Source organism: Serratia sp. KH_031, from assembly GCF_057839655.1.
The window spans coordinates 2,751,820-2,775,822 of the sequence record NZ_CM174496.1; the positions used below are offsets into that span (position 1 = coordinate 2,751,820).

The 24,003-nt window shown below is 51.8% G+C and carries 12 protein-coding genes; 4 read left to right on the forward strand and 8 right to left on the reverse strand.

The genetic code is table 11. The features are described 5' to 3' along the window. Window positions 1–25 precede the first annotated feature (25 nt). From sirB1 to AC3ISQ_RS12480, 7 genes are all read right to left on the reverse strand, one after another. Window positions 26–835 carry an invasion regulator SirB1 gene (gene sirB1, locus AC3ISQ_RS12450; protein ID WP_489346887.1) on the reverse strand — a complete coding sequence of 270 codons (810 nt, stop codon included), beginning with the start codon at window positions 833–835 and terminating at the stop codon, window positions 26–28. Then, window positions 832–1,230 carry a SirB2 family protein gene (locus tag AC3ISQ_RS12455; RefSeq protein WP_489346889.1) on the reverse strand — a complete coding sequence of 133 codons (399 nt, stop codon included), beginning with the start codon at window positions 1,228–1,230 and terminating at the stop codon, window positions 832–834. The genes sirB1 and AC3ISQ_RS12455 overlap by 4 nt, the downstream gene beginning before the upstream one ends. Before the next feature lie 26 nt (window positions 1,231–1,256). Next, a complete protein-coding gene (prmC, locus tag AC3ISQ_RS12460) occupies window positions 1,257–2,093 on the reverse strand; it encodes a peptide chain release factor N(5)-glutamine methyltransferase (protein ID WP_489346891.1) in 837 nt (278 codons plus the stop codon). Further along, window positions 2,093–3,178 carry a peptide chain release factor 1 gene (gene prfA, locus AC3ISQ_RS12465; protein WP_489346893.1) on the reverse strand — a complete coding sequence of 362 codons (1,086 nt, stop codon included), beginning with the start codon at window positions 3,176–3,178 and terminating at the stop codon, window positions 2,093–2,095. The genes prmC and prfA overlap by 1 nt, the downstream gene beginning before the upstream one ends. A gap of 32 nt (window positions 3,179–3,210) precedes the next feature. Further along, a complete protein-coding gene (gene hemA / locus AC3ISQ_RS12470) occupies window positions 3,211–4,473 on the reverse strand; it encodes a glutamyl-tRNA reductase (protein ID WP_489353265.1) in 1,263 nt (420 codons plus the stop codon). A gap of 173 nt (window positions 4,474–4,646) precedes the next feature. After that, complete coding sequence (locus tag AC3ISQ_RS12475) at window positions 4,647–5,204, reverse strand: OmpH/Skp family outer membrane protein (protein ID WP_489346894.1); 558 nt, start codon at window positions 5,202–5,204, stop codon at window positions 4,647–4,649. A gap of 69 nt (window positions 5,205–5,273) precedes the next feature. Then, window positions 5,274–18,794, reverse strand: a complete 13,521-nt coding sequence (locus tag AC3ISQ_RS12480) for an autotransporter outer membrane beta-barrel domain-containing protein (RefSeq protein ID WP_489346896.1) — start codon at window positions 18,792–18,794, stop codon at window positions 5,274–5,276. A gap of 932 nt (window positions 18,795–19,726) precedes the next feature. Between AC3ISQ_RS12480 and lolB the strand changes: the two genes are divergently transcribed. The 3 genes from lolB to prs all read left to right on the forward strand — a co-directional run bounded on the left by lolB (window position 19,727) and on the right by prs (window position 22,257). Further along, window positions 19,727–20,350 carry a lipoprotein insertase outer membrane protein LolB gene (lolB, locus tag AC3ISQ_RS12485; protein ID WP_489346898.1) on the forward strand — a complete coding sequence of 208 codons (624 nt, stop codon included), beginning with the start codon at window positions 19,727–19,729 and terminating at the stop codon, window positions 20,348–20,350. Then, entirely contained in the window at window positions 20,347–21,207 is an 861-nt protein-coding gene (ispE, locus tag AC3ISQ_RS12490) for a 4-(cytidine 5'-diphospho)-2-C-methyl-D-erythritol kinase (protein WP_489346900.1), read from the forward strand. Before lolB ends, ispE begins: the two co-directional genes overlap by 4 nt. A 102-nt stretch (window positions 21,208–21,309) precedes the next feature. Further along, the gene (gene prs / locus AC3ISQ_RS12495) at window positions 21,310–22,257 is read left to right on the forward strand and encodes a ribose-phosphate diphosphokinase (RefSeq protein WP_039992027.1); all 948 of its coding nucleotides are present in this window, start codon (window positions 21,310–21,312) and stop codon (window positions 22,255–22,257) included. Window positions 22,258–22,434: 177 nt separating this feature from the next. On the opposite strand, the gene ychH is transcribed toward prs, so the two are convergent. After that, entirely contained in the window at window positions 22,435–22,716 is a 282-nt protein-coding gene (gene ychH, locus AC3ISQ_RS12500) for a stress-induced protein YchH (RefSeq protein ID WP_489346902.1), read from the reverse strand. Window positions 22,717–23,146: 430 nt separating this feature from the next. On the opposite strand from ychH, the gene pth reads away from it, so the two are divergent. After that, on the forward strand, window positions 23,147–23,737 hold the full coding sequence (gene pth, locus AC3ISQ_RS12505) for an aminoacyl-tRNA hydrolase (protein ID WP_489346904.1): 591 nt from the start codon (window positions 23,147–23,149) through the stop codon (window positions 23,735–23,737). Window positions 23,738–24,003: the final 266 nt, after the last annotated feature.

Genomic DNA, 24,003 nt, shown 5'->3' on the forward strand with positions numbered 1-24,003 from the left:
TTTGTTGATGTTAAATCAGAATTCATTAATGCAATGTCACTTGTTTCGGTTCTATTGCGTGGATCTGTACTTTGAGCATTTCACTAACCGGATCTTCAGGACATTGCTCGATAAAATAATTGAGATCGGAAATGGCAATATGATTGCAATCCAATTGGGCGTAAATCAGCCCGCGATCGCGGATTTCATACGGATCTTCCGGGTCAAAGCTCAGTACCGTTTCGCTGGCACGCAACGCCATTTCCATCTGTTTTTCTTCCATCAGCGCGGCTTTCAGCGTATCTAACATTTTACGCACCACCATGACGTTTTCTGATTCATCCAGATCGTCATCTTCCAGTTCGGCACCCTGCCCCAAATTACCTTTGATCCATACTTCCAGCGTATGCTCGTTGAGCGTTTCGCCATTTAGCGGGTTGATCAGCCACATTTCTTCATCCAGCCAATCAGCACGCAAAATTAATTGGGTCGGGAAAATCACCGGCATTAACGGCAGATCCAACTGATGGGCGATATGCAGGAAGATAGTACCCAGTGAAACCGGCGTACCTTGGCGAGCCTCCAGTACATGGTCCAGCCAGATAACATCGGATAAACGATAAACGCCACTAGCACCGCCGAACCCCCACGTTTTGAAGAACAACTCAATAAGTGCATCCAATTGTTCTTCCTGGCTGAGATCGAGCGGCACAGCGGCGCGCGCCTCTTCGCTCAGTTGTTGCAGTTTGCGCTCTACCTCAGCAGTAGGAAAATCACCGCGCACTTCCTGCGATACCAAGATCACTCCCTCACTCAATAGTGAGGTGTTAAATTCAAAATCGGCAATGCTACTCATAAGTATCCCATCAGAAACGGTATTTTCGTCGTGGCAAGTTTAATAATCAGATACAAACACCCCAATGCCAAGACGAACGCCAGAGTGCGTTTCTGCTGGCTACGGGTCTTTTTGCCCAATGCAACATAACCCAGCAGGATGTAGATAATAACGCCAAATAACTTTTCGGTCAGCCATGAGTCCATGCCTAACAGCGGATAAAGTTTAAACATCACGACTAAGGCGATGCCGCTAAGGAACAATATAGTGTCGTTAATATGCGGTGTAATCTTTACCCAGCGCTGCTGCATGATGGGTGAACCACGCCACTGCCAGATAAAACGTAAAATAAATAAACTGATGCTGATAACCACCGTCAATAAATGAAGGTGTTTTAACGCCATATATGCGGCCATATTATTCCTTAATTATTAAGCCCATTCTATTTTTCAGGCCATTGCCCCAGCGTCACGCGATCGTTACCGCCATAATCACGGCAAGTTTCTACCGATTTAAACCCTGCGGCCAGCAGTAGATTACGCACACTTTCTCCTTGCTGCCAGCCATGTTCTAACAACAACCACCCTTGCGGCTGTAAATGGTTCGATGCTTGTTGAACGATTAACGCTAAATCCGCCAGCCCTTGCTGCTCGGCCACTAACGCACTGCTTGGCTCAAAACGGACATCTCCTTGCGCCAGATGGGGATCGTTCGCATCAATATAAGGGGGATTACTGGCGATTAACGCAAATTGTTGTTCTGCCAATGGCGTAAACCAACTGCCTGGCAGAAATTGCACATTGGTGATCGCCAGTTTCTGCGCATTGTGCTGCGCAAGCTCAACGGCGGCCGGTTGCAAATCAACACCAAACACCGAACAATCCGGGCGTTCACTGGCTAATGCCAACGCAATCGCCCCCGTGCCGGTGCCGAGATCGAGGATCTGGCATGGCTGCGTCGGTAAGCGCGTTAATGCCAACTCCACCAGACATTCGGTATCCGGGCGCGGGATCAACGTCGCAGGGGATACCGACAACGGCAGTGACCAAAACTCACGCTCACCGACCAAATAAGCCACTGGCTCGCCACGTTCACGGCGTACCAACAGCGCTTCAAGTTGAGCCGTTTCCTGCGGCGTCAGTAAGGTCTCACCAAACGCCAACAGGAAGGTTCTGGCTTTACCAGTGACGAAACCTAGCAAGATTTCTGCATCTCGTTTAGCACTTTCACTTTGCGCCAAACGAATGACCGCAGTTTTCAGCCAGGCTTGATAATCCATCACTCAGGCTCTGCGGACAGCGCCGCCAGTTGATCGGCCTGATATTCCTGCACGATAGGCTGGATCAACATATCCAGTTTACCTTCCATCACTTCGTCCAGACGGTACAACGTCAGGTTAATGCGGTGGTCGGTCACGCGCCCCTGTGGGAAATTGTAAGTCCGATTACGGTCAGAACGGTCACCGGTACCCAACAGGTTACGACGCGTTGAAGCCTCTTCTTGATGACGCTTCGCCATCTCCGCCGCACGGATACGCGCACCCAATACTGACATCGCCTTGGCTTTGTTTTTGTGCTGTGAACGTTCGTCCTGACACTCCACCACAATACCGGTTGGCAAGTGGGTAATACGAATTGCCGAGTCGGTGGTGTTAACGTGCTGACCACCTGCACCGGAGGAGCGGAAGGTGTCAATTTTCAAATCGCCAGGGTTAATCTCCGGCAACTCCGCCTCTGGCACTTCTGCCATCACCGCCACAGTGCAGGCAGAAGTATGAATACGCCCTTGTGATTCGGTTTCCGGTACGCGCTGTACACGATGACCACCAGATTCGAATTTCAGTTGACCGTACACGCCGTCGCCCGAAACTTTGGCAATCACTTCTTTATAACCGCCATGTTCACCTTCGTTGGCGCTCATCACTTCTACCCGCCAACGGCGAGTTTCCGCATAGCGGCTATACATACGGAACAAATCACCCGCGAAAATCGCCGCTTCATCACCGCCCGTTCCCGCACGAACTTCCAAGAAGCAGCCGCGTTCATCATCGGGATCTTTCGGTAACAGCAAGACCTGCAACTGTTGTTCCAGCTCTTCGGTATCTGTTTTGGCCTGTTTAATTTCTTCCTGTGCCATCTCGCGCATTTCAGGATCTTCCAACATCATCTCGGCTTCAGCGAGATTGTCCTGCACCTGTCTCCATTTGAGAAAACAAGCACTAACGTCGGTCAACTGTGCATATTCACGCGACAAGGCGCGAAACCGATCCTGATCGGCTATAACCCCGGCATCGCCGAGCAGCGCCTGAACTTCTTCATGACGCTCTTGTAACGCTTCCAGTTTGGCAACAATAGAAGGCTTCATTCGTGGTATTAAACCCTGTTAATAAAAGAAAACTAATGCTGATCCAGCCCGAGGCTGTCGCGTAAGATTTGTAACCGCTCCATGTCGCCATCGCCGGCGGCTTGCTGGAGGGATTTGGTAGGGGCATGAATAAGGCGGTTAGTCAGGCGATGCGCCAATTCGTGGATGACGTCTTCCACATTGGCACCTTGGGCAATCGCCGCCAACGCTTTGGTTTCCATTTCTGCACGAATTTGATCGGCTTGCGAACGATAATCACGGATGGTTTCGACCGCGCCTTGTGAACGCAGCCAAGCCATAAAATTGCTGCTTTCTTGCTCGACAATCGATTCGGCTTGCACTGCCGCTGCCTGACGCTGCGCCAAATTGCTCTGAATGATGGCGTGTAAATCGTCCACGCTATACAGATAAGCGTTAGGCAATTTACCCACTTCCGGCTCAATATCACGCGGTACGGCAATATCTACCAACAGCATCGGCTGATTACGACGCGATTTCAACGCTCGCTCAACCATACCTTTACCGATAATCGGTAATGGACTAGCGGTCGAACTGATAATAATGTCGGCATCGGCCAAGCGTTCGTCAATCTCCGGCAAGGTGATGACTTCCGCGCCCACTTCATCCGCCAACACTTGGGCGCGTTCACGGGTACGGTTAGCGATAATCATGTGCTTAACCTGGTGTTCACGTAGGTGACGCGCCACCAGCTCAATGGTTTCACCGGCTCCCACCAACAACACATTCAGATCGGCCAGAGATTCGAAGATTTGGCGTGCCAAGGAACAAGCAGCAAATGCCACCGACACCGCACTGGCACCAATTTCGGTTTCGGTACGGACGCGCTTGGCAACCGAGAAGGATTTTTGGAACAACCGTTCCAGTTCACCAGAAAGAGATTGGCCTTTTTGCGACTCGGCAAAGGCTTTTTTTACCTGCCCGAGAATTTGCGGTTCGCCCAAGACCAAAGAGTCTAAACCACTGGCCACCCGCATCAGATGACTCACCGCATCGTTACCGTGATGCCAATAAAGGCTTTTATTCACCTCTTCTGGTCGCAAATTGTGATATTCACACAGCCAAGTGACGAGCTGTTCATGAATATGCTCTTGCTGTTCGACACTGAGATAAAGTTCGGTACGGTTACAGGTAGACAACACCACACCGCCCTGCACCAACGGTTGTTGGAGCAAGCTGCTAAGCGCCTGATCGATGGACTCTGGGGAAAAGGTCACGCGTTCCCGTAGAGAAACCGGAGCGGTTTTGTGATTAATACCTAACGCCAGAAGGGTCATTGGCTTCGAGTAATACTTCTGTTGGTATGGGTTCTCATTGTAGCGCATTCTACTTGATGCGCTGGATCAATTAAAGTAACAACCGCATCTTCCCGCCAATCACTGACATAGCCAATATGTATCAATAATGGCGGGAATTTTATTGCTGAAAACCGTAACTAAACCAAACGGCCTTAATAGGGTTCTTTTGCTGGCGTTTCCGTGTTTTTGGCGGGTTCCTCTTTGTTAACCACACTGATTTCTGGCAACGCGCCATAATCAACTTTGACATCTTTCAGTCCCGCAATAATTTCTGCGGTCACGTCATTGGCAGGATCGGCAGCAACAACCTGCGCCCGACTCATCACCATATCCAGTTTTTGACTCAAACGGTATTTCTCGGTCTCAGCAGTAACGGCTTTGATGCTCAATTCTCGCGCACGATTCTGCTCGGCTAACCACAATTGATTGAGGTTCATGGCATCTGCGGCGCGGCTTTGTCGTTGTTGTGGCTCCGGCATCGTTTTATATCTTTCCTGTGCATCACGATCGGCCTTCACCAAAACTTCTTTCACCTGTTGATTATGCTGTGTTTCTTGCTTTCCAATCGGAGAGTCAGCCAATACTTTAGCCACATCAATGTAGGCAACTTTTGAACGTGTTAAGCCCAACTGATCACAGCCGGTCAAACCGACCACCATAGCGCAAATGACTAACAGAGACTTAACGGTACAACGATTCATGTTTTTCATGCTTTCCAACTTATTTTTAGCTGACAACTTTTAAAAGAAATTTCGTTTAGAACCTATCTGCATTGCCGATCAGAAACTGTACTTAATCCCAACCATGGCAGAGGTGTCGTTGTATCCCTTATCCCCAACCTGAACCCCAACATTACCCCACAGATTCAGGCGTGGAGTAAGCTGCCCTTCAACACCGGTTTTAATCTCCCCGATATTTTTAGCGCCGCTCTGATACACACTTGCACCATCCATCTGTGTACCGAAGTTTTTGGTGTTGTGGATCCAGTTAATTTCCACAAACGGTTGGAACGTCCGGTTTTTACTCTCATCAATGCTGCTGTGTCCTTTCAGATAGGTGCGGACACCCAGACGCGTCTGGAGATTACCGTCACCTTCACCACTCACCTGGGTGCCATTGCTTTCACGGTGGTCATCCGCCTTCACGCCCATCCAGATAGCCTGTGCCTGAGGTTGGATAAACCATTCATTCAGCGAACCTTGGCTACCGGCAAACTCACCCAGTTTATGGGTATAGCCCAATTCCAATGAGGCGGTTATGCCACTGGATTTATAGGATTCACCCTGAATATCCGAACCTTTCACATTGTTGTTAAACCAACCGTATTGTGCCCAGCTATCCAGATACATTCCCTGTTTCGTTTCGTCATTGGCGTACCAGGTGGCATAGAGCCCGGCACTGTAACCGTCGACTGAACCTTCAGAACGATACCCTGTGACGTTAGAATGGGTATTGCTACTGTTATTGCCGTAGCCAGCCATCACACCCAGATGCCAGCGCTGTAGACCATCTGGACTCCATTGGGCAATTTCCCCCCCCAGTTGCGTGACGTAACGGTTACTTTGAGTACCCAACTGACCGCTAGAATCTTTCCAGCTGTTATGACCACCAACCTGACGCAACCACATACTGGTGACTTTCTGCTCGCCGGTTAACACATCGGTATACTGAGTTTCCCCTAAACGGTCATGTAACTCGGTGATAAACATCGTATTCGCCGCTGCCAAGTTGGCAATATAACTACCGGCCTCGGGACGTATAACCGAAACATCTTTTTTCTCTGGGGATTTCGTCAGCGGTGTTGTATCCAGACTGGTCAGGAACCAATCTTTCTCTTTTTTCACCAAGCTATAATCATAAGCCCCGGCAACAATACGCCCTGACTTGGTGAAGGTTCCGTCTGACAGACCGTTAACATCCACTACGCGGATGCCTTCTACGGTTTTCGCGCCACGACCGCCGACATTATTAATCTTCACGAAGGTGTTCCCACTGGTATTGCCGTTGACCACCAGCTTATCCGTTACGGAACTGTCATCACCTAACACCGTATTCATGACCAACGTACCGCCTTGACCATTCCAGTTATTGGCAGTCAGAGTGTGTCCTGCACTCATCGGCAATGATTTCGGTGCAGCAAAGTTGATGGTACCAGCCAGATTGACGTCGTCGACGAGGGAGTCAGCCGTCATATTCCAGCGACTGGTCGCGTCGATGTTCACATCGGTTGGATCGATCCAGCCAGTTAGGCTGGCACCGCGGCGCAAGGACAACGCAGTATCGTCTTTTGCGATGATATTACTCACCAGTTGCGCACCACCGTTAGAGCCATCTAACACCAGTTCGCCTTCATCAATGTAAGTGTTACCCGTCCAACCGGTTTTACCGGTCAGAACCACTTCACCAGCGCCTTGTTTAATGAGTTCACCGGTTCCATTAATATTGTTGTCCAAGGTGCCGGTCGCCCCGTTCAGCGCCAACTTACCGTTGGTGGTAATATCACCGCTGCCCAGACCATCCACATCATTCATGCTCACCGTCGCACCATTCGCAATAGTGGTATTGGCGCTCAGCCCGGTATTCGCACCCTGTACATCCAACGTACCGCCGTTGACGTTGAGCAAACCGCCACCGGTCAGTGAACCTGCCGAAGTGCCGCCATTACTCAGGTTCAGCGTACCGTCGTTGATATTCAACGCTGAACCCGCTTCGCCATTCAACATCCCAATCGTCTGCTTCTTACCGTTCAGGTCAAACCCACTTGAGGCAGCCAGGTTCAGCTTGCTGGTTTGACCCAACGCATTGTCAGCCTCTGAACGCAAGGTTCCCGTTTTGACGCTCGTCTCACCGGTGTAGTCGTTGGTGGTGTTAGACAGCGACACCACACCCACGCCCGCTTCAATCGCCAGATTACCGCTGCCAGTTAACTTGGCAGACATATCGGCTGAAGCACCACTCGCGCCTGTATCTTCAGCTAACGTCAGAGTCTGACTCGCTTGCAGATCCAACTCCGTCAAACCGTAGTTCACATACAAACCATCAGTCTGAGTGCCGGAGGTCAAACGGTAATCATAAGTCGCCAGAGCCACGGTATTACCATTCTGGCTAACATCGATCTGACGGGCTGCAGTAACTGCCTGTCCATTCTGATCGGTCAATGTGAGTGCACCACCGCTGCCATTTACTGTGCCCGCCCGTACCAATTGGACGCCCACATTTGCCTCGTCCTGCATCAATAGGTTGGTGGCATTCGGCGCATCCGGTGCACTTGGTGTCAGTGGCGTCGGCAGATTAATACTCACAGTACCGGTATTGTCGATGTCCAGTGTGCCGGAGGTGACCAAGCTGATCGCCACTTTCTGATCCGGTGCCGTGGCGTTGAATTTCACCGTACCGCCGTTGATGTTCAATCCGCCGATTTGCTGATTGCCATCACCGACTGTGGTTACGTTGCCTGCGCCCAACTCCAGCGTGGCGCGAGTCAGCGCCGTGGTGTTGTCCCCAGCCAGAGCAAAGGTATTATTTGTCAGTACCGCGGTACCTGCGAAATCCGCTCCCACGCTGCTACCGAAGGAGAACGCCTGACCGCCGTTAGATGCCGCCAGCGTACCCGTGCCGGTTAACGCGTTGTCAAAGCTGAATGCCCCAGTGGTTTGTGCATTGACGACGCCAGCAGCAATATCCACGCCACCTGAGCCCAGATTGGTGTTACTGGTGGTCGCCGCATTATCTACTGCCAGCGTACCGCTGTCGGTCACACGCCAGTTACCGGTGTAAGCGGAATTATCAGCCGTAATAGTGGCTTGTGCCCCGCTCACCGTGGTGGTCCCCGCACCAGCCAATACATTGTCAAAGATACTGGCGGTTGCGAGTGCCAGTTCCAGACCCGTTGTCGCACTGCCTGCTGTGGTATTGACGTTTACCACACCTGAACCCGCGCCATCGGTATCGGTCAGTTTCAGCACACCGTCCAAGATGGTGGTATCGCCGCTGTAGTTGTTAACCCGTGCGATAGTCAGCGTCCCAGTACCATTTTTAGTCACTTCACCGGTGCCATTGAGTGCATTATCTAGCGTCCAGTCAGTCGAGGTATCGACATTAAAGGTGCCGGTATTGTTGATCGCCGCGGTGCCCAAATTGCTGGCAACCGAGGCTGTCAGACGAGTACCTACTTCCGTGCTCCAGTACCCCGACAGAGTATTGTTGCCAGCCAATGTTACATCGGCAGCGTTACTCAGTTGCACGGATCCAATGCCGTTGATGGTGTTATCCAAGACACCAGTGGCACCATTTAGCGTCAGCGCACCTTCTGTCGTAATAACACTACTGCCCAGACCGTCCACATTATTCATGCTGACAGTCGCACCACTCGCAATGGCAGTGCTGGCAGTCAGACCGACGTTAGCGCCCTGCACCTCCAGCGTACCGCCGTTAATGTTCAACTGACCTGCACCCGTTAGCGCACCCGCCGAAGTGCCGCCGTTGCTCACATTGAGTATGCCGCTATTGATATTCAGTGTTGAATTTGCTGCGCCGTTAAGCGCACCGATTGTCTGCGTCATACCGTTCAGATCGAACTCAGTCGCATCAGCCAGGTTCAATTGACTGGTCTGGCCCAACGCATTATCGCTGATGGCGCGCAGTGTGCCTGAGTTGACGCTGGTTTCGCCTTGGTAGTCGTTGGTGGTGTTAGACAGCGACACCACGCCCGTACCTGCATTAATCGCCAGATTACCGCTACCCGTAATTTTGGCTGACATATCAGCTGAAGCACCGCTAGCACCGGTATCCTCAGCCAGCGTCAGGGTCTGACCTGATTGCAGATCCAGCTTCGTGAGGCCGTAGTTCACATATAAACCATCGGTCTGAGGGCCAGAGGTCAAGCGATAGTCGTAAGTGCCTTGAGCTACGGTGTTGCCACCCTGGCTGATATCTATCTGACGTGCCGCAGTGATAACTTGATGATTCTGGTCGGTCAGTACCAGTGCTCCGCCGCTGCCGGTCACCGCGCCAGCCCTAACCACCTGTACGCCGATGTTCGCCTCATCCTGCATCAACAAGTTGTTGGTGTTAGGCGTATTTGGCGGGCTTGGGGTAAACGGCATCGGTAGATTGAGACGCACCGTACCAGTATGGTTGACGTTCAACGTACCAGCCGTGATCAGGCTGGTTGCCACCACCTGCTCCGGTGCCGTAGCGTTGAACTGCATCGCCCCATTGTTGATGATCAACCCGCCGATCTGCTGATTACCGTCACCTACCGCAGTCTCGTTGCCTGTCCCCGCTTCCAGTGTGGCGCGAGTCAGCGCGGTAGTGTTGTCCCCTGACAGAGCAAAGGTGTTGTTTGTCAGTACCGCGGTACCTGCGAAGGCCGCCCCCACACCGCTGCCGAAGGTGAATGCTTGACCGCCGTTGGACGCCGCCAGCTTACCGCCACCGGTCAATGCATTATTAAAGCTGAATGCCCCTGTGGTTTGAGCATTGACGATGCCACCTGCGGCAATATCCACACTACCTGAACCCAAGTTGGTATTACTGTTGGTCGCCGAGCTGTCAACTGCCAGCGTACCGGTACCAGTCACATGCCAGTCACCGGTGTAGGCGGTGTTGTCACTAGTGATGGTGGCCTGCGCCCCGCTCACTGTGGTGGTACCCGCGCCAGCCAATACATTGTCAAAGACACTGGCGGTTGCGAGCGCCAGCTCCAGACCCGTTGTGGTGCTGCCCGCCGTGGTATTGACGTTCACCACACCTGAACCCACACCATTGGCATCAGTCAGTTTCAGCACACCGTCCAAGATAGTGGTGTCGCCGCTGTAGCTGTTAGCCCGAGCGATGGTCAGCGTCCCGGTACCGTTTTTGGTCACCTCACCAGTGCCATTGAGCGCATTATCCAGTGTCCAGTCAGTCGAGGTATCGACATTAAAGGTGCCGGTATTGTTGATAACTGCCGTACCCAGATTATTGGCTACCGAGGCCGTCAGGCGAGTACCTGCTGCGGTGTTCCAATTACCCGACAGGGCATTGTTACCCGCCAGTGTCACATCAGCCGCGTTGCTCAGTTGAACGGAACCTGTGCCGTTGATGACATTGTCCAGCGTACCGACTGCGCCATTCAGTGCCAGCGCACCCGTTGCCGTAATATCACCGCTGCCCAGGCCGTCCACATTATCCATGCTAACGGTCGCTCCTGTAGCAATGGCGGTGCTGGCCGTCAGTCCGGTATTTGCACCCTGTACTGTCAGCGTACCGCCGTTGACATTCAGCAAACCTGCACCAATCAGCGCACCGGCCGAGGTACCGCCGTTGCTCACATTGAGTATGCCGCTATTGATATTCAGCGTTGAATTGGCCGCGCCGTTAAGCGCACCGATCGTTTGCGTTTTCCCGTTCAGATCGAAACCGGTCGTCGCCGCCAGATTCAGTTTGCTAGTTTGCCCTAACGCGTTATCGACTCCTGCCCGCAGCGTACCCGAGTTGACGCTGGTTTCGCCTTGGTAGTCGTTGGTGGTGTTAGACAGCGACACCACGCCGGTACCCGCATCAATCGCCAGATTACCGCTGCCGGTTAACTTGGCTGACAAGTCAGTTGCAACGCCACTCGCGCCGGTATCCTCGGCCAGCGTCAGTGTTTGCCCCGTTTGCAATGCGAGTTGGCTCAGTCGATAGCTAGCGTACAACCCATCAACGGTGCTGCTGCCTGCGGCGCGGGTCGCCAAATCGTACGAATAAGTACCGATGGCGACCGTATTGCCACCTTGCACAATATTCGATGTACCGGATGTCAGATCGTTGCCAGCCAGATCCTTCAAGATCAGATTATCCGCAGAACCGTTCACCGAAGTAGCAGAAATCAGACGCTGGGTGGTGCCTTCATCTTGCACCAACAAGTTACCCGAGCTGCCCGCATTTTGCGGATCGAGCTCAACATTACCCGATGTCAACGTCAAGGTATTGGTCGCGACTGTGCCCGTTGGCAGATTCTGGAACGCCATCGTGCCAGCGTTGAATGTCAGGTTGCCGATGGTTTGGTTGCCCGCACCTACGGTGGTCAGGTTACCCGCGCCCATTTCCAATGTGGCACCGGTCAGTGCGGTGGTGTTATTACCCGACAAGGCAAAGGTGTTGTTTGTTAACACCGCGGTACCCGCGAAGTTAGCACCCACGCCACTTCCGAAGGAGAACGCCTGACCACCATTGTCCGCATTTAACCTGCCGGTACCAGTCAGCGCATTGTTAAAGCTAAACGCGCCCGTAGTTTGAGCATTAACAACACCGCCAGTGGCAATATCGACACCACCTGAACCTAGGTTATTACTACTGGTTGTGGCGGTATTGACCACCGCCAGCGTACCGGTACTGGTCACTCGCCAGTTACCGGTGTAAGCCGAGTTGGCACCAGTGATGGTGGCCTGCGCCCCACTCACCGTGGTGGTGCCCACACCGGCCAACTGGTTATTAAAGGTGCTGGCAGAGGCGAGATCCAGTTCTAGCCCGCTAGATGTGTTGCCCGCCGTTGTATTGATGTTGATAGTGCCCGAACTCGCTCCGATACTGTTGGTCAGTTTCAGCACACCACCTGAAATTGTGGTGCCACCGCTATAGGTATTGGCATTGGTCAACACCAGCGTACCAGCATCGGTCTTGGTCAACGCACCGGTGCCACCGATAGCACCTGTCAGCGTCAACGTCGTACCGCTATCAACATCCAGTGTTGCACCACCCGCATTGACAGTGGTCGCGCGTGCGGAGGTTAACGAGGCCGTTGTTTCCAATGTACCGCCATTGATACTCAGCGCACCCGAGGTCGCACCGAGATTGGCATCGCTGGATACCTGGACGCTACCGCCGTTGATTGCCGTACCACCGCTATAGGTGTTGCTTCCGGCGAGCACCAGTGTGCCGGTATCAGTTTTTGTCAATGAGCCAGTGCCGTCGATCACACTACCTACCGTCAGTGTCTGACCAGCATCAATGTCGAACGTGCCGCCACCGCTATTGAGGGTGGTCGCACGCGCCGTAGTGAACGAGCCACTCGCTTCCAGCGTACCGCCATTAAGAGCAAGCGCCCCGGTAGTCGCACCAAGATTGTTATTATTGGACACACTCAGCGTGCCACCGTCTATCTCCGTGCCGCCGCTGTAACTGTTGGTGCCACTCAGTACCAGTTTGCCAGCATCGGTTTTGGTCAGTTTACCGGCACCACCAATTGCACCACTCATGGTTAGGGTTTGAGCTGAGTCAATATCGAACGAACCGCCTTTAGCAGTAAGCGTTGTCGCGCGTGCCGTGGTGAATGAGCCAGTGCTTTCCAGTGTGCCACCATCCAGACTGAGCGCACCGGCAGTCGCACCAAGATTGCTATCATTAGACACACTCAGCGTACCGCCGTTAATCGCCGTTCCGCCGCTGTAGGTATTGGCTCCAGTCAGCACTAACTTGCCCAAATCAGCCTTTGTGAGGCGGGTACTACCTTGCAAGGTAGTACCGATAGTCGCGGTATAGCCAGAGCTAGCAGCACTGCCATCACCAACGCGGACAGTGGTGCTGCCCGAACCGGAGGCGGTTTCGAGAAGAGTTATCGCCCCTCCAACAAGTGAATAACCACTTACCGCGAACTGAATGCCACTGCTCGAAATGGAGCCGAAGCTAGTGTCCACCGTCACCGCTGCCGGAGTTCCTTGGAAAATAACGAACGAGGTCGGGGTATAGGTCGAGTTGATTGAACTGCTGGCGTCCCCCCAAGACTGATTGGCCAGATTCCGGTTCCAAACCCCGGTTCCGCCGTCCGCTGCACCGTTGTTGTATTTGGTCGGATTGCTACCATCCCAAACAGCGGTGAGGATACCGGTGGTGTTGATCAGGTTGATCTGCCCCGGAACGCCGGTTTGCAGAGCCACAGTCGTTGACGGCGGCATATTGCCGAGCGCCAAGCCATTGTTGGTCAGGGTGCCGTCATAGTTGAAAATGCGATAGATACCCGGATCGAACGATCCACCGGTTGGAACCGTAACATCTAAACGCCCGTTCAAGGTCAGATCGCCACCAACATTGGTCAGGCTGTTTTGCGATACGCCATTGAGCGTACCGAAGGTATAACGCAGGATCGAGGTGTCATTGAGCGCGAGATTGCCTTTGATGGTCAAGGTGCCACCCGTACCATTGGTGGTGCCTGGGGTTAGAATGCCATCATTGGCTATGGTGACATTACCGCCAATAGTGCCGGTACCGCCCAGATTCGCACCTGCGGCGACTGTCGTGGTGCCCGTCGTCGCCGACTGATCACCATTAACGATCAATCCACCCGACGACACCGTTGTCGCGCCCTTATAACTATTGGTTCCGGTCAGGATTAGGTTACCGGGACCTTTTTGCACCAGACCACCGGTGCCGGAGATAATGTCGCTAAACGTCACACTATCACTGCGATTAAAAGCCAATGTGCCGTTGTTGATGACATCATCCGTTATCGAGCCCACCGTGCCACCGTTGCCAATCTGCAAGGTGCCCGCATTGATGGTGGTGATGCCCGCATAGGTGTTCTCACCGGTCAATATGGTAGTACCAGTACCGTTTTGCTGTACCGCGCCACTGCCAGACACTACGCCAGCATAGGTATAAACGTCGCTACGATTGAAGGCAAAATTGCTGTTGTTGGTCACATTGCCAGCGATCGAGCCTGTTGTCCCCCCATTGCCTAACTGCAATGTGCCGGAGTTGACAGTGGTGCCACCAGTATAAGTATTGTTATTGGTCAGCGAAGTGGTGCCAGTACCGTCTTGCTGAACCGCACCCGAACCGTAAATGACACCACCATAAGTGGAACTGTCGCTACGGTTGAAGGCCACCGTACCGTTGTTATTGATATTGCCGCCTACGGTTCCCGTGGTGCCGCCATTACCAATTTGTAACTTAACCCCATTGACGGTTGTGCCGTTATGGTTTGCATTACCGGCCACGATGACGGTGCCACTTCCTGTTCCGGTATTGTTGAACACAAGGCCACCAGAGCCATTGATCGAACCGTTCAAAGTCAATGTCGCACCATTAACGGTTTGGATGGTTCCCCCCGTGTTGGCCGTATTGATAGCTCGCGCGATATTAATACTCGTCAACGCTTGCAGGACTGCGCCGTTGTCCATCGTCAGACCGCCGGACACTGCCCCCATGCTGGCATCACTCATTACCCCGAGTATCGCCCCATTGATATAGGTGCCCCCGGTATAAGTGCTATTCCCCGTCAGAAGAACCCGCCCTTGTCTGATGCCCAGCAAGCCACCACCAGAAATGTTCCCGCTCAAAGTCAGTGGAGCGGCAGTACTCGCGCTACCAAAACTGCCCTGAGAACCGCTGTCAATGATGATATCGCGCGCTAAAGTGGTCGCCGAGGTGGCAACAAGCCAAGCGGTAGCGGTGTTCCCGGTGAAACGTAACCGACTTGACGCTGCACCAAGGTTGGCATCACTTGTCACGTACAAACGGTTATTGCCGGTCATGAGCGTGTCACCTGTGTAGGTGTTCGCTCCACTCAGAGTCAGTGAGCCGACACGCTGTTCAACCGAACCACTACCGGAAATGATCCCGGCATAGGTGTATCCAGCATTGCGGTTGAAAACCAGTTTGCTGTTGTTGGTGATGTTACCCGCAACAACCCCCGATCCACCGCCATTACCCAACTGCAACGTACCTGAGTTGATCGTCGTACCGCCGGTGTAAGTGCTATTGCCTGCCAGCACCGTGGTGCCAGAGCCGTTCTGCACCACCGATCCGTTACCTGAGATCGCTCCGCCATAGGTGACAGTGTCACTACGATTAAAGACCAGTGAACCCGGACTGCTTAATGTCACTGCGCCGGTACCCAACGTACCCGATGTACCGCCATTACCAATCTGCAAAGTACCGGATGTTATGGCCGTGGTGCCGCTGTAGGTATTGGCTCCCGTCAGTATCGTGGTGCCCGAACCGATTTGCTGGATCGCACCCGAGCCGGAAATAACGCCACCGAAAGTGGCAGTATCACTACGATTAAAGGCCAGCGTGCTGTTGTTAAGTACGTTGCCGATAATCGAACCTGAAGTGCCGCCGTTACCGAGTTGCAGAGTACCCGCGCTGACGGTGGTAACGCCGCTATAGGTATTGGCACCCGTCAGTACCAAGGTACCGCGATCGGTTTTAGTCAGAGCAGTGCTGCCCTGTAACACCGAACCGATAGTAGCAACATATCCGCTCCCTGCGGTGGTGCCATCACCAACACGGATCGTAGCTTGCCCCGACCCCGCAGTGGTTTCGACCAAGTCGATAGCATCGCCATTGACGGTATAACCGTTGGTTGCAAACTGCATTCCTGCGGAAGTTACGCCGCCAAGACTAGTGTCTACCGTGACCGCACCAGGTGAGCCTTGGAATACCGCGAAGCCCGGACTATAAACGCCATTGGCTGCGCCTGCAGCATCTGTCCAGTTACTGTTCGCACTGGTTCCGCTGTTCCAGATACCCGTACCGCCATCGACTCCCCCATTGTTCTGAGTCCCCGCCGTGGCACCGTCCCAGAAACGCATGTTATCCAGAGAGTTAATCAGATTGACTTGACCATTTACCGAAGTTTGCAGCAGCGTGTTAGCACCCGCGGGCATCGTCCCGATAGTCAGTCCGTTGTTGGTCAGCACTCCTGAATAGCTGATGATGCGATAAACACCCGCACCGAATACACCACCCGCAGTGGTGCTCACGTTCAGCGTGCCGTCCAGAGTCAAGTTACCGCCGACCACGGTCTGATCGTTGTATTGACCGCCGACCACGTCAGCCTGTCCAAGGTTATAGTTTAATATCGAACCACCAGACAGCAGCAGATTGCGTCGAATATTCAGCGTACCCGCCACACCAGCAGATCCACCCGGAGCCAAAATACCGCCATCCGCGACCGTGACATCACCACCAATGGTGCCCGAGCCCCCCAAGGTAGCGCCGGACTCTACAGTAGTCATTCCTGTAGCCGCACTCTGGTTACCGTTGATATATAGCGAACCAGAGGCCACTCGCGTTGCCCCCGTATAATTGCTGCTACCTGTCAGAGTCGTGGCACCGCTGCCACTTTGGGTAAGCGTACCTGCGCCCGAAATAACGCCGCCATAGGCATAAGCGTTGGCACGATTGAACACTAACGCGCCTCGGTTGGTTATGTTACCCGAGCCCAGAGAACCTGAGTTACCCCCATTACCGACCTGCAACGTACCGCCATCAATGATAGCGCCACTGGAAGAAGAACTGGTTCCTGCCAACACGAGAGTACCGGTATTGGTTTTTCGCAATGCGGTGGCGCTACCATAAATATCGCCAGTAACGGTCAACGTCGTCGTCGGCGCGACATCGATAGTGGCACCACCAGCACTAAGTCCAATCTTGTTGATAGAAAAATCGCCTGTCGTCGCTAGCGTCCCGTTGTTGAGATTGACATCTTTCGCGCTACCCAGACTAGCGGCACTGGACACGACCGCCTTGACGCCGCCCTGTAGATAAGTAGTGCTGGTATAGGTACTGGACCCGTTAAGATTCACCGTACCACCAGGGCTCCCTACACTGTTCAGTATCAGGGTGCCCGCACCTGAAATCGCGCCATTCAGGGTCAGTGTTGTTCCGTTGAAGGTTTCGAAGGTGCCAGTACTGTTCAGTGCGATATTACGATCGGTGCTAAAACTTGAGAGCACACGTAACACACCGCCGTTAACGAACCTGATACTACCGGATGTAGCACCGAGGTTGGCATCGTTGGATACCGACAAATAGCCGCCCCAGATATTGGTACCGCCGGTATAGGTGTTGGCTGCCGTCAGGATCACCTGCCCGGTATCAACACCTAACGCTCCGGCACCAGAAACAACACCATTTATGGTCAGTGGCGTACCTCCGTTAGTACTACCGACATAGCCGCTAACTCCGCTGTCGATAACGACATTGCGCGCCGTCGCCAACGTGGTACTTGTACGGAAACTGCTGTTCCCGGTGAAATGAAGTTGACCTGATGCTGCGCCGAGGTTGGCATCGCTGGATACCTGTAATATCCCACTACGCATAAGCGTATCGCCGGTGTAGGTATTAGTACCGGTCAGGACAGTCGTGCCGCCATTTTGCTGCACCGCACCGCTACCCGAAATCACACCCGCGTAGGTATAAGTATTACTGTGGCTAAAGCTAAGTACGCCGTTGTTAGTGACGTCGCCGGTGATTGAGCCCGTCGTGCCACCATTGCCGATTTGCAATGTACCCGCATTGATGAGAGTGCCACCGGTATAAGTGTTAGCACCACTCAATACCGTGGTGCCGAGACCATTCTGCTGGAGTTGGCCAGAGCCGGAAATTGCACCAGCATAGGTATAGTTGTTGCTGCGATTGAAGGCCAGAATGCCATTATTAGTGAGTGCACCACTGCTCAACGTACCTGTCGTCCCGCCATTGCCAATCTGCAAAGTGCCGGAGGAGATGGTTGTCGCACCGCTGTAGGTATTAGCTCCCGTCAGTACCAGCACACCCGTACCGTTGAGGGTCAATGAACCGCTACCACCAATGGCACCACCTAACGTTGCTGAACTTCCCGGTGCCATATTGAACGTACCGCCACCCTGAGCAAGCGTCATCGCACGGGTGCTGGCAAAAGTGTTGCCGGTGATGGCCAGTGTGCCTTGCGTTGTGGTATTACCCAGCGTCAGTAAGCCGTTCGCTGCACCAAGGTTATTATCTGTCGATACCCGCAGAGTACTGTTGTTAGTGACCGTCGTCCCCCCGGTGTAGGTATTGGCTCCACCGAGAACAGTGAGACCGCCGCCATTGACGTCAACGCGGGCGCTACCGGCAATAGACGAATTGACCGTTGCCGTATTACCACTGCCTACGTTGATAACCATGGTACCCGAGGCAGAATTCAGTGTGCCGCCATTGATGATGTAACCATTGGTGGTAAACAGCAGATCCTGAACGGTTATCGGGCTGAGCAGTGTGACTGTCCCCACCGTGCCGCCAAACAGCGCACTGTCGCCTGCAAGGTTGTTCCAAGGCAGAGTCACGGTGCCGTTGTACCAACTACTGCTGGTAAGATCCCAATTCCCTGAACCACCTGAGTTCTGCCCAGAGGGAGACCATGAGACCGTTGATGCTTGCACCGTGCCACACATCGCAAGCGATGCCAGTATTACCGCGCTGCCAACAGACCTTCTTCGTGCACTTTTACCACGAACCTTAGTCAACTCAGAGACGGCTACCCAACATTGTTTAGCCACGTTCCAGATAATACGGTAGACAGTATTCATTGCTGACTTTCTCGTTATTTTTGCTTAATGACAAAAGAAAAAAGGTTCGCGCGTGAGTTAATGTAATTGCGCTCGTGACTTTAATTACATTAATTACGTTAGTTACTTTAATTACATTAGTCAGGGGCTCATGTTTTTACGTATGGATCAGGACATCCCGCCGACCGTAACCAACGAGGCTTCATTCAATATTTCCCCCACTAATAATCATTGTATTTAAGAATTATCCCATAAGGCAAATTTTAAATGATACTCAAAAAGAGGTAATAAGTAGTTAATGATTAACTAAATGCCCATATATTGAATTTCATTTATATAATTCTTTTTAAGGTGTGCTTTGGTTAAAAAGTTAGCCGCCACACGCAGCAATGCATCCAACGCACTGATACGGTTGAGTTTTAATTTAAAAAATAGGATTTTAAAACACAAAAATGCATATTGAATGCATTTATTGACCTTAAAAACCATTAGCAAATTTACATATTTCCTTAAGAAATCAAAATTCACATCATCAATTAAGGCATTTTATTAATTCATTTCAGTATAAATAAATGTTTTTTACAGACAAAAAAATCATTACTACAAACTCAACAAACTTGTTCTTACCACACTCACAGCAGTGTTAAGCCGTGCAGTTTAATTATCAAAAGGCCATTACATTGATGCCAAACAATAATGACAACGCACACCTTGATGTCTGACCAGTTTAATACTAAAGGCCTAAAACTTTATTCTCGCCAAGAAATATCTCACTTACTTAACATTGTAAGGTGGCCACTCTCAGCACCATACTCAGAGGGTTCGGTGAAAACGGAGGCGCTATCGTCAATGATGATAATATTCCTCTATTAGTTGACGCTAAGGCGTTCCCCCGCTAGCGTGGGCACAGAAAACGCTGTCTGCCCTTAAGGATTAAAGGACTCGAAAAAACGATGCCAATTCGCAAAAAACATTTGCTCCGCCTACTCCCTCTAGCCAGCTTGGTTCTGGTTGCCTGTACCACCACCAAACCTAGCGGCCCAGCGACCAGCCCGACGTCGCCACAATGGCGTGCCCATGAACAAGCCGTGCAACAGCTCAGCCAATATCAAACTCGCGGTGCTTTCGCTTATCTGTCCGATGAAAAGAAACAATATGCGCGTTTCTTCATGCAGCAATATTCACCCGATCGCTATCGTCTGCTGTTGACTACGCCGGTAGGTAGCAGTGTGCTAGAGCTGAACGTGCAGAAAGACGTGGCGCAGTTAACCGATAGCAACGGCAAGCGTTACGTCGGTGATAACGCAGAAGAAATGATTAAAAAACTGTCTGGGATGTCGATCCCACTCGATAGTCTGCGTTTGTGGATGCTCGGCTTGCCGGGCGCCGCCAGCGATTTCACCCTGGACGACCAATATCGCTTAAGCAAGCTGAACTATTCGCAAAGCGGCCAGAACTGGGCGGTGAATTACCAGGCTTACAACACTGACATCACGCCGCAGCTACCCAGTCGAATGGAATTGCAGCAAGGAAACCAGCGCATCAAGTTAAAAATGGATAACTGGACGCTTAAATGATCCATCAGTGGCCTTCTCCAGCAAAACTTAACCTGTTTTTGTATATCACCGGGCAGCGGGCGGATGGTTATCACCTGCTGCAAACCTTGTTTCAGTTCTTGGACTATGGCGATACCTTGACCATAGAACTGAGACAGGACGATGATATTCGCCTTTTGACGCCAGTTGATGGCGTACCCGATGAGCAAAACTTGATTGTTCGCGCCGCACGGCTGTTGCAAAACTATTGCAGTCAACATGGGCTCAACAATCAACCGCACGGTGCCAATATCAGTATTGAGAAAATTTTGCCAATGGGTGGCGGGCTCGGCGGCGGTTCTTCCAATGCAGCGACCGTTTTGGTGGCTCTGAATGAATTGTGGCAATGCGGCTTGAGTGATGAGCAACTGGCCGAGATGGGGTTGACGCTCGGAGCCGATGTCCCGGTATTTGTCCGCGGTCATGCCGCCTTTGCCGAAGGTATTGGTGAGCAGTTACAACCCGCCGCCCCTACCGAAAAGTGGTATTTGGTCGCTCATCCCGGCGTTAGCATCCCCACACCGATTATTTTTGGCGATGCAGAATTAAAAAGAAACACGCCAATTCGCCCACTGGCGGCGTTATTAGCGGCTCCGTACGCAAATGATTGCGAACCGATCGCAAGAAAACGATTTCGCGAGGTTGAACAGCTTCTTTCTTGGCTGTTACAATACGCGCCGTCACGCCTGACCGGCACAGGTGCTTGTGTGTTTGCAGAATTCGACTCCGAGTCCGCCGCCCGCCAGGTGTTAAATCAAGCCCCGGCATGGTTGCGTGGTTTTGTAGCGCGTGGCGTTAACATCTCCCCACTACATCGCACCCGCTCCGGGCAGTTTTAGTTTTTTTACACACCCGTATGTATATTGCGCGGAAGTCGTCAACGCCCCTAGGCGATTTCATGTGACAATATCTTCTCTGGACGCAAGCCTGAGGTTCTTCTCGTGCCTGATATGAAGCTTTTTGCTGGTAACGCCACCCCGGAACTAGCACAACGTATTGCCAACCGTTTGTACACCAGCCTTGGTGACGCCGCTGTAGGTCGTTTTAGCGACGGCGAAGTGAGCGTGCAAATCAACGAAAATGTACGCGGCGGTGATATTTTCATCATCCAGTCCACCTGTGCACCCACCAACGATAACCTGATGGAACTGGTTGTCATGGTCGATGCCCTGCGTCGCGCCTCCGCAGGGCGTATTACTGCTGTTATCCCTTACTTCGGTTATGCCCGTCAGGATCGCCGTGTGCGTTCTGCTCGTGTGCCAATTACTGCCAAAGTTGTTGCCGATTTCCTCTCCAGTGTAGGGGTTGACCGCGTATTGACAGTGGATCTGCATGCTGAACAGATTCAAGGCTTCTTCGATGTTCCTGTAGATAATGTGTTCGGCAGCCCAATCCTGCTCGAAGACATGCTGCAACAGAATCTGGTGAATCCGATCGTAGTTTCTCCAGATATCGGTGGCGTAGTGCGCGCGCGTGCTATTGCCAAACTGCTGAACGATACCGATATGGCTATCATCGATAAACGTCGCCCACGCGCAAACGTTTCTCAGGTGATGCACATTATTGGTGACGTAGCAGGCCGTGACTGCGTGTTGGTTGACGATATGATCGACACCGGTGGTACTTTGTGTAAAGCGGCTGAAGCGTTGAAAGAACGCGGTGCCAAGCGCGTATTTGCCTACGCGACGCACCCGATCTTCTCCGGTAACGCCGTAGATAACATCAAGAACTCGGTGATTGATGAAGTGATCGTCTGTGACACCATTCCGTTGTCACCAGAAATCAAGGCACTGAAAAACGTTCGTACTCTGACGCTATCTGGCATGTTGGCTGAAGCCATCCGCCGTATCAGCAATGAAGAGTCAATTTCTGCGATGTTCGAGCATTAATTTCCCCTCGGCGCAGCGCACTACTGGGTTGCGCCGAAAAATGAATTGCCGCAAATGCAGATAAAGAAAAACCCGTTGCTGCATAAGCATCAACGGGTTTTCTACTTGTAGTCCGACATTGCCTTAAACCTGTGACTTGGCAGTGATCCTTTGCCTGAAACGACTCCTTGATAAAAATTAATGCGAAGGACGATGTTCGTCTTTGTTGCAGCAACGTTTATCGAAGTGCTTTACCCACCAATAACGATCGGCAACTCGCTCACGTCCCCCTACCCGTGCACCTGCCAACCACAGCAGCGCACCAATGAAGATACTCATCACCGCCCCATGAGAAAAGAACTGGGGTAAATTCCATGTTGATACTTGAGCAATAATGGAGTATCCGACACCAGCAACCATAACGAACAAGCCTAATCCCATTAGCACATTGCCCATTCGATCTGCATTTCTACGTTTCATAATGCCACCTCCATAATGTCATCAGCCGACTGGGATAACGCGATAAATTGTTAACCCACTTTGATAAGTTAAGTATAGACCCCGTTACAGCAAGGTTATTGCGGTAACGATCACAAATGACAAATAAAGGCTGACAAATCTTTACGTTAGTGTGACAGTTTGCAATGAAATAGAATGATTGCGCTTATGTATTATTCACTTTTCACACTATATTCTTTCTTATTCTATACCCAAAATAATTCGAGTTGCATCGAGGCGGCAACGTAGTGAATCCCGATGAGCTTACGCCAGTAAGTGATTCGGGTGAGCGAGGAAAGCCAACAAAGATGCAGCTTGAAGTATGAAGGGTATATGTGCAGAGTTTTGTCATTCCGCATGAGGGCAGGTAGACTAGTGTCCTTTTTCCGATTTCGACCATAGTGAATCTCCAGTGAGCAGTATCAAATTGATTGTTGGCCTAGCCAATCCGGGCGCTGAATATGCCCAAACGCGACACAACGCCGGTGCCTGGTACGTTGACTTGCTAGCTCAGCGCCACAACCAGCCACTGAAAGAAGAAAGCAAGTTCTACGGCTATACCGGACGTTTAAATCTGGCAGGTCATGATGTTCGATTACTGGTACCGACCACCTTTATGAACTTGAGTGGCAAGGCCGTCGCCGCGATGGCCACCTTCTACCGAATTCAACCCGATGAAATTCTGGTCGCTCATGATGAATTAGATTTCCCACCCGGCGTTGCCAAATTGAAATTAGGTGGCAGTAACGGCGGCCATAATGGCTTAAAAGATATTCAAAGCAAATTGGGTAATAACCCTAATTTCTATCGATTACGCATTGGAATTGGTCATCCGGGCGATCGCAACAAGGTGGTGGGTTTTGTTTTGGGCAAACCTCAGGCAGCGGAGCAAATACTGATCGATGATGCGATAGATGAATCATTACGCTGCACTGAGGTGTTGTTAAAAGAAGGGATAACCAAAGCAATGAACCGCCTACACGCATTTAAAGCCAGTAGCTAAGAACGATTAGGTAGGCTGAGTTAAGCGCTCAGTCTGTCAATGACCTTAACTGGGCAAATACGACAAATGGCGCTGTTGCAACAGGTGCAACTGTGTTTAACATTTGTCTTATTCGTGTTTGGCTCCATCTTTCCTACAATAAAAAGATGACTATCTAACCGAGGGCGCGAAACCAATCGCTGCTTCCGGCTCAATTTGAAATGAATAATAAATGAAAAAATAGAACAAAAGAACAATAAAAACACGGCAATAATATAGATTCCGCC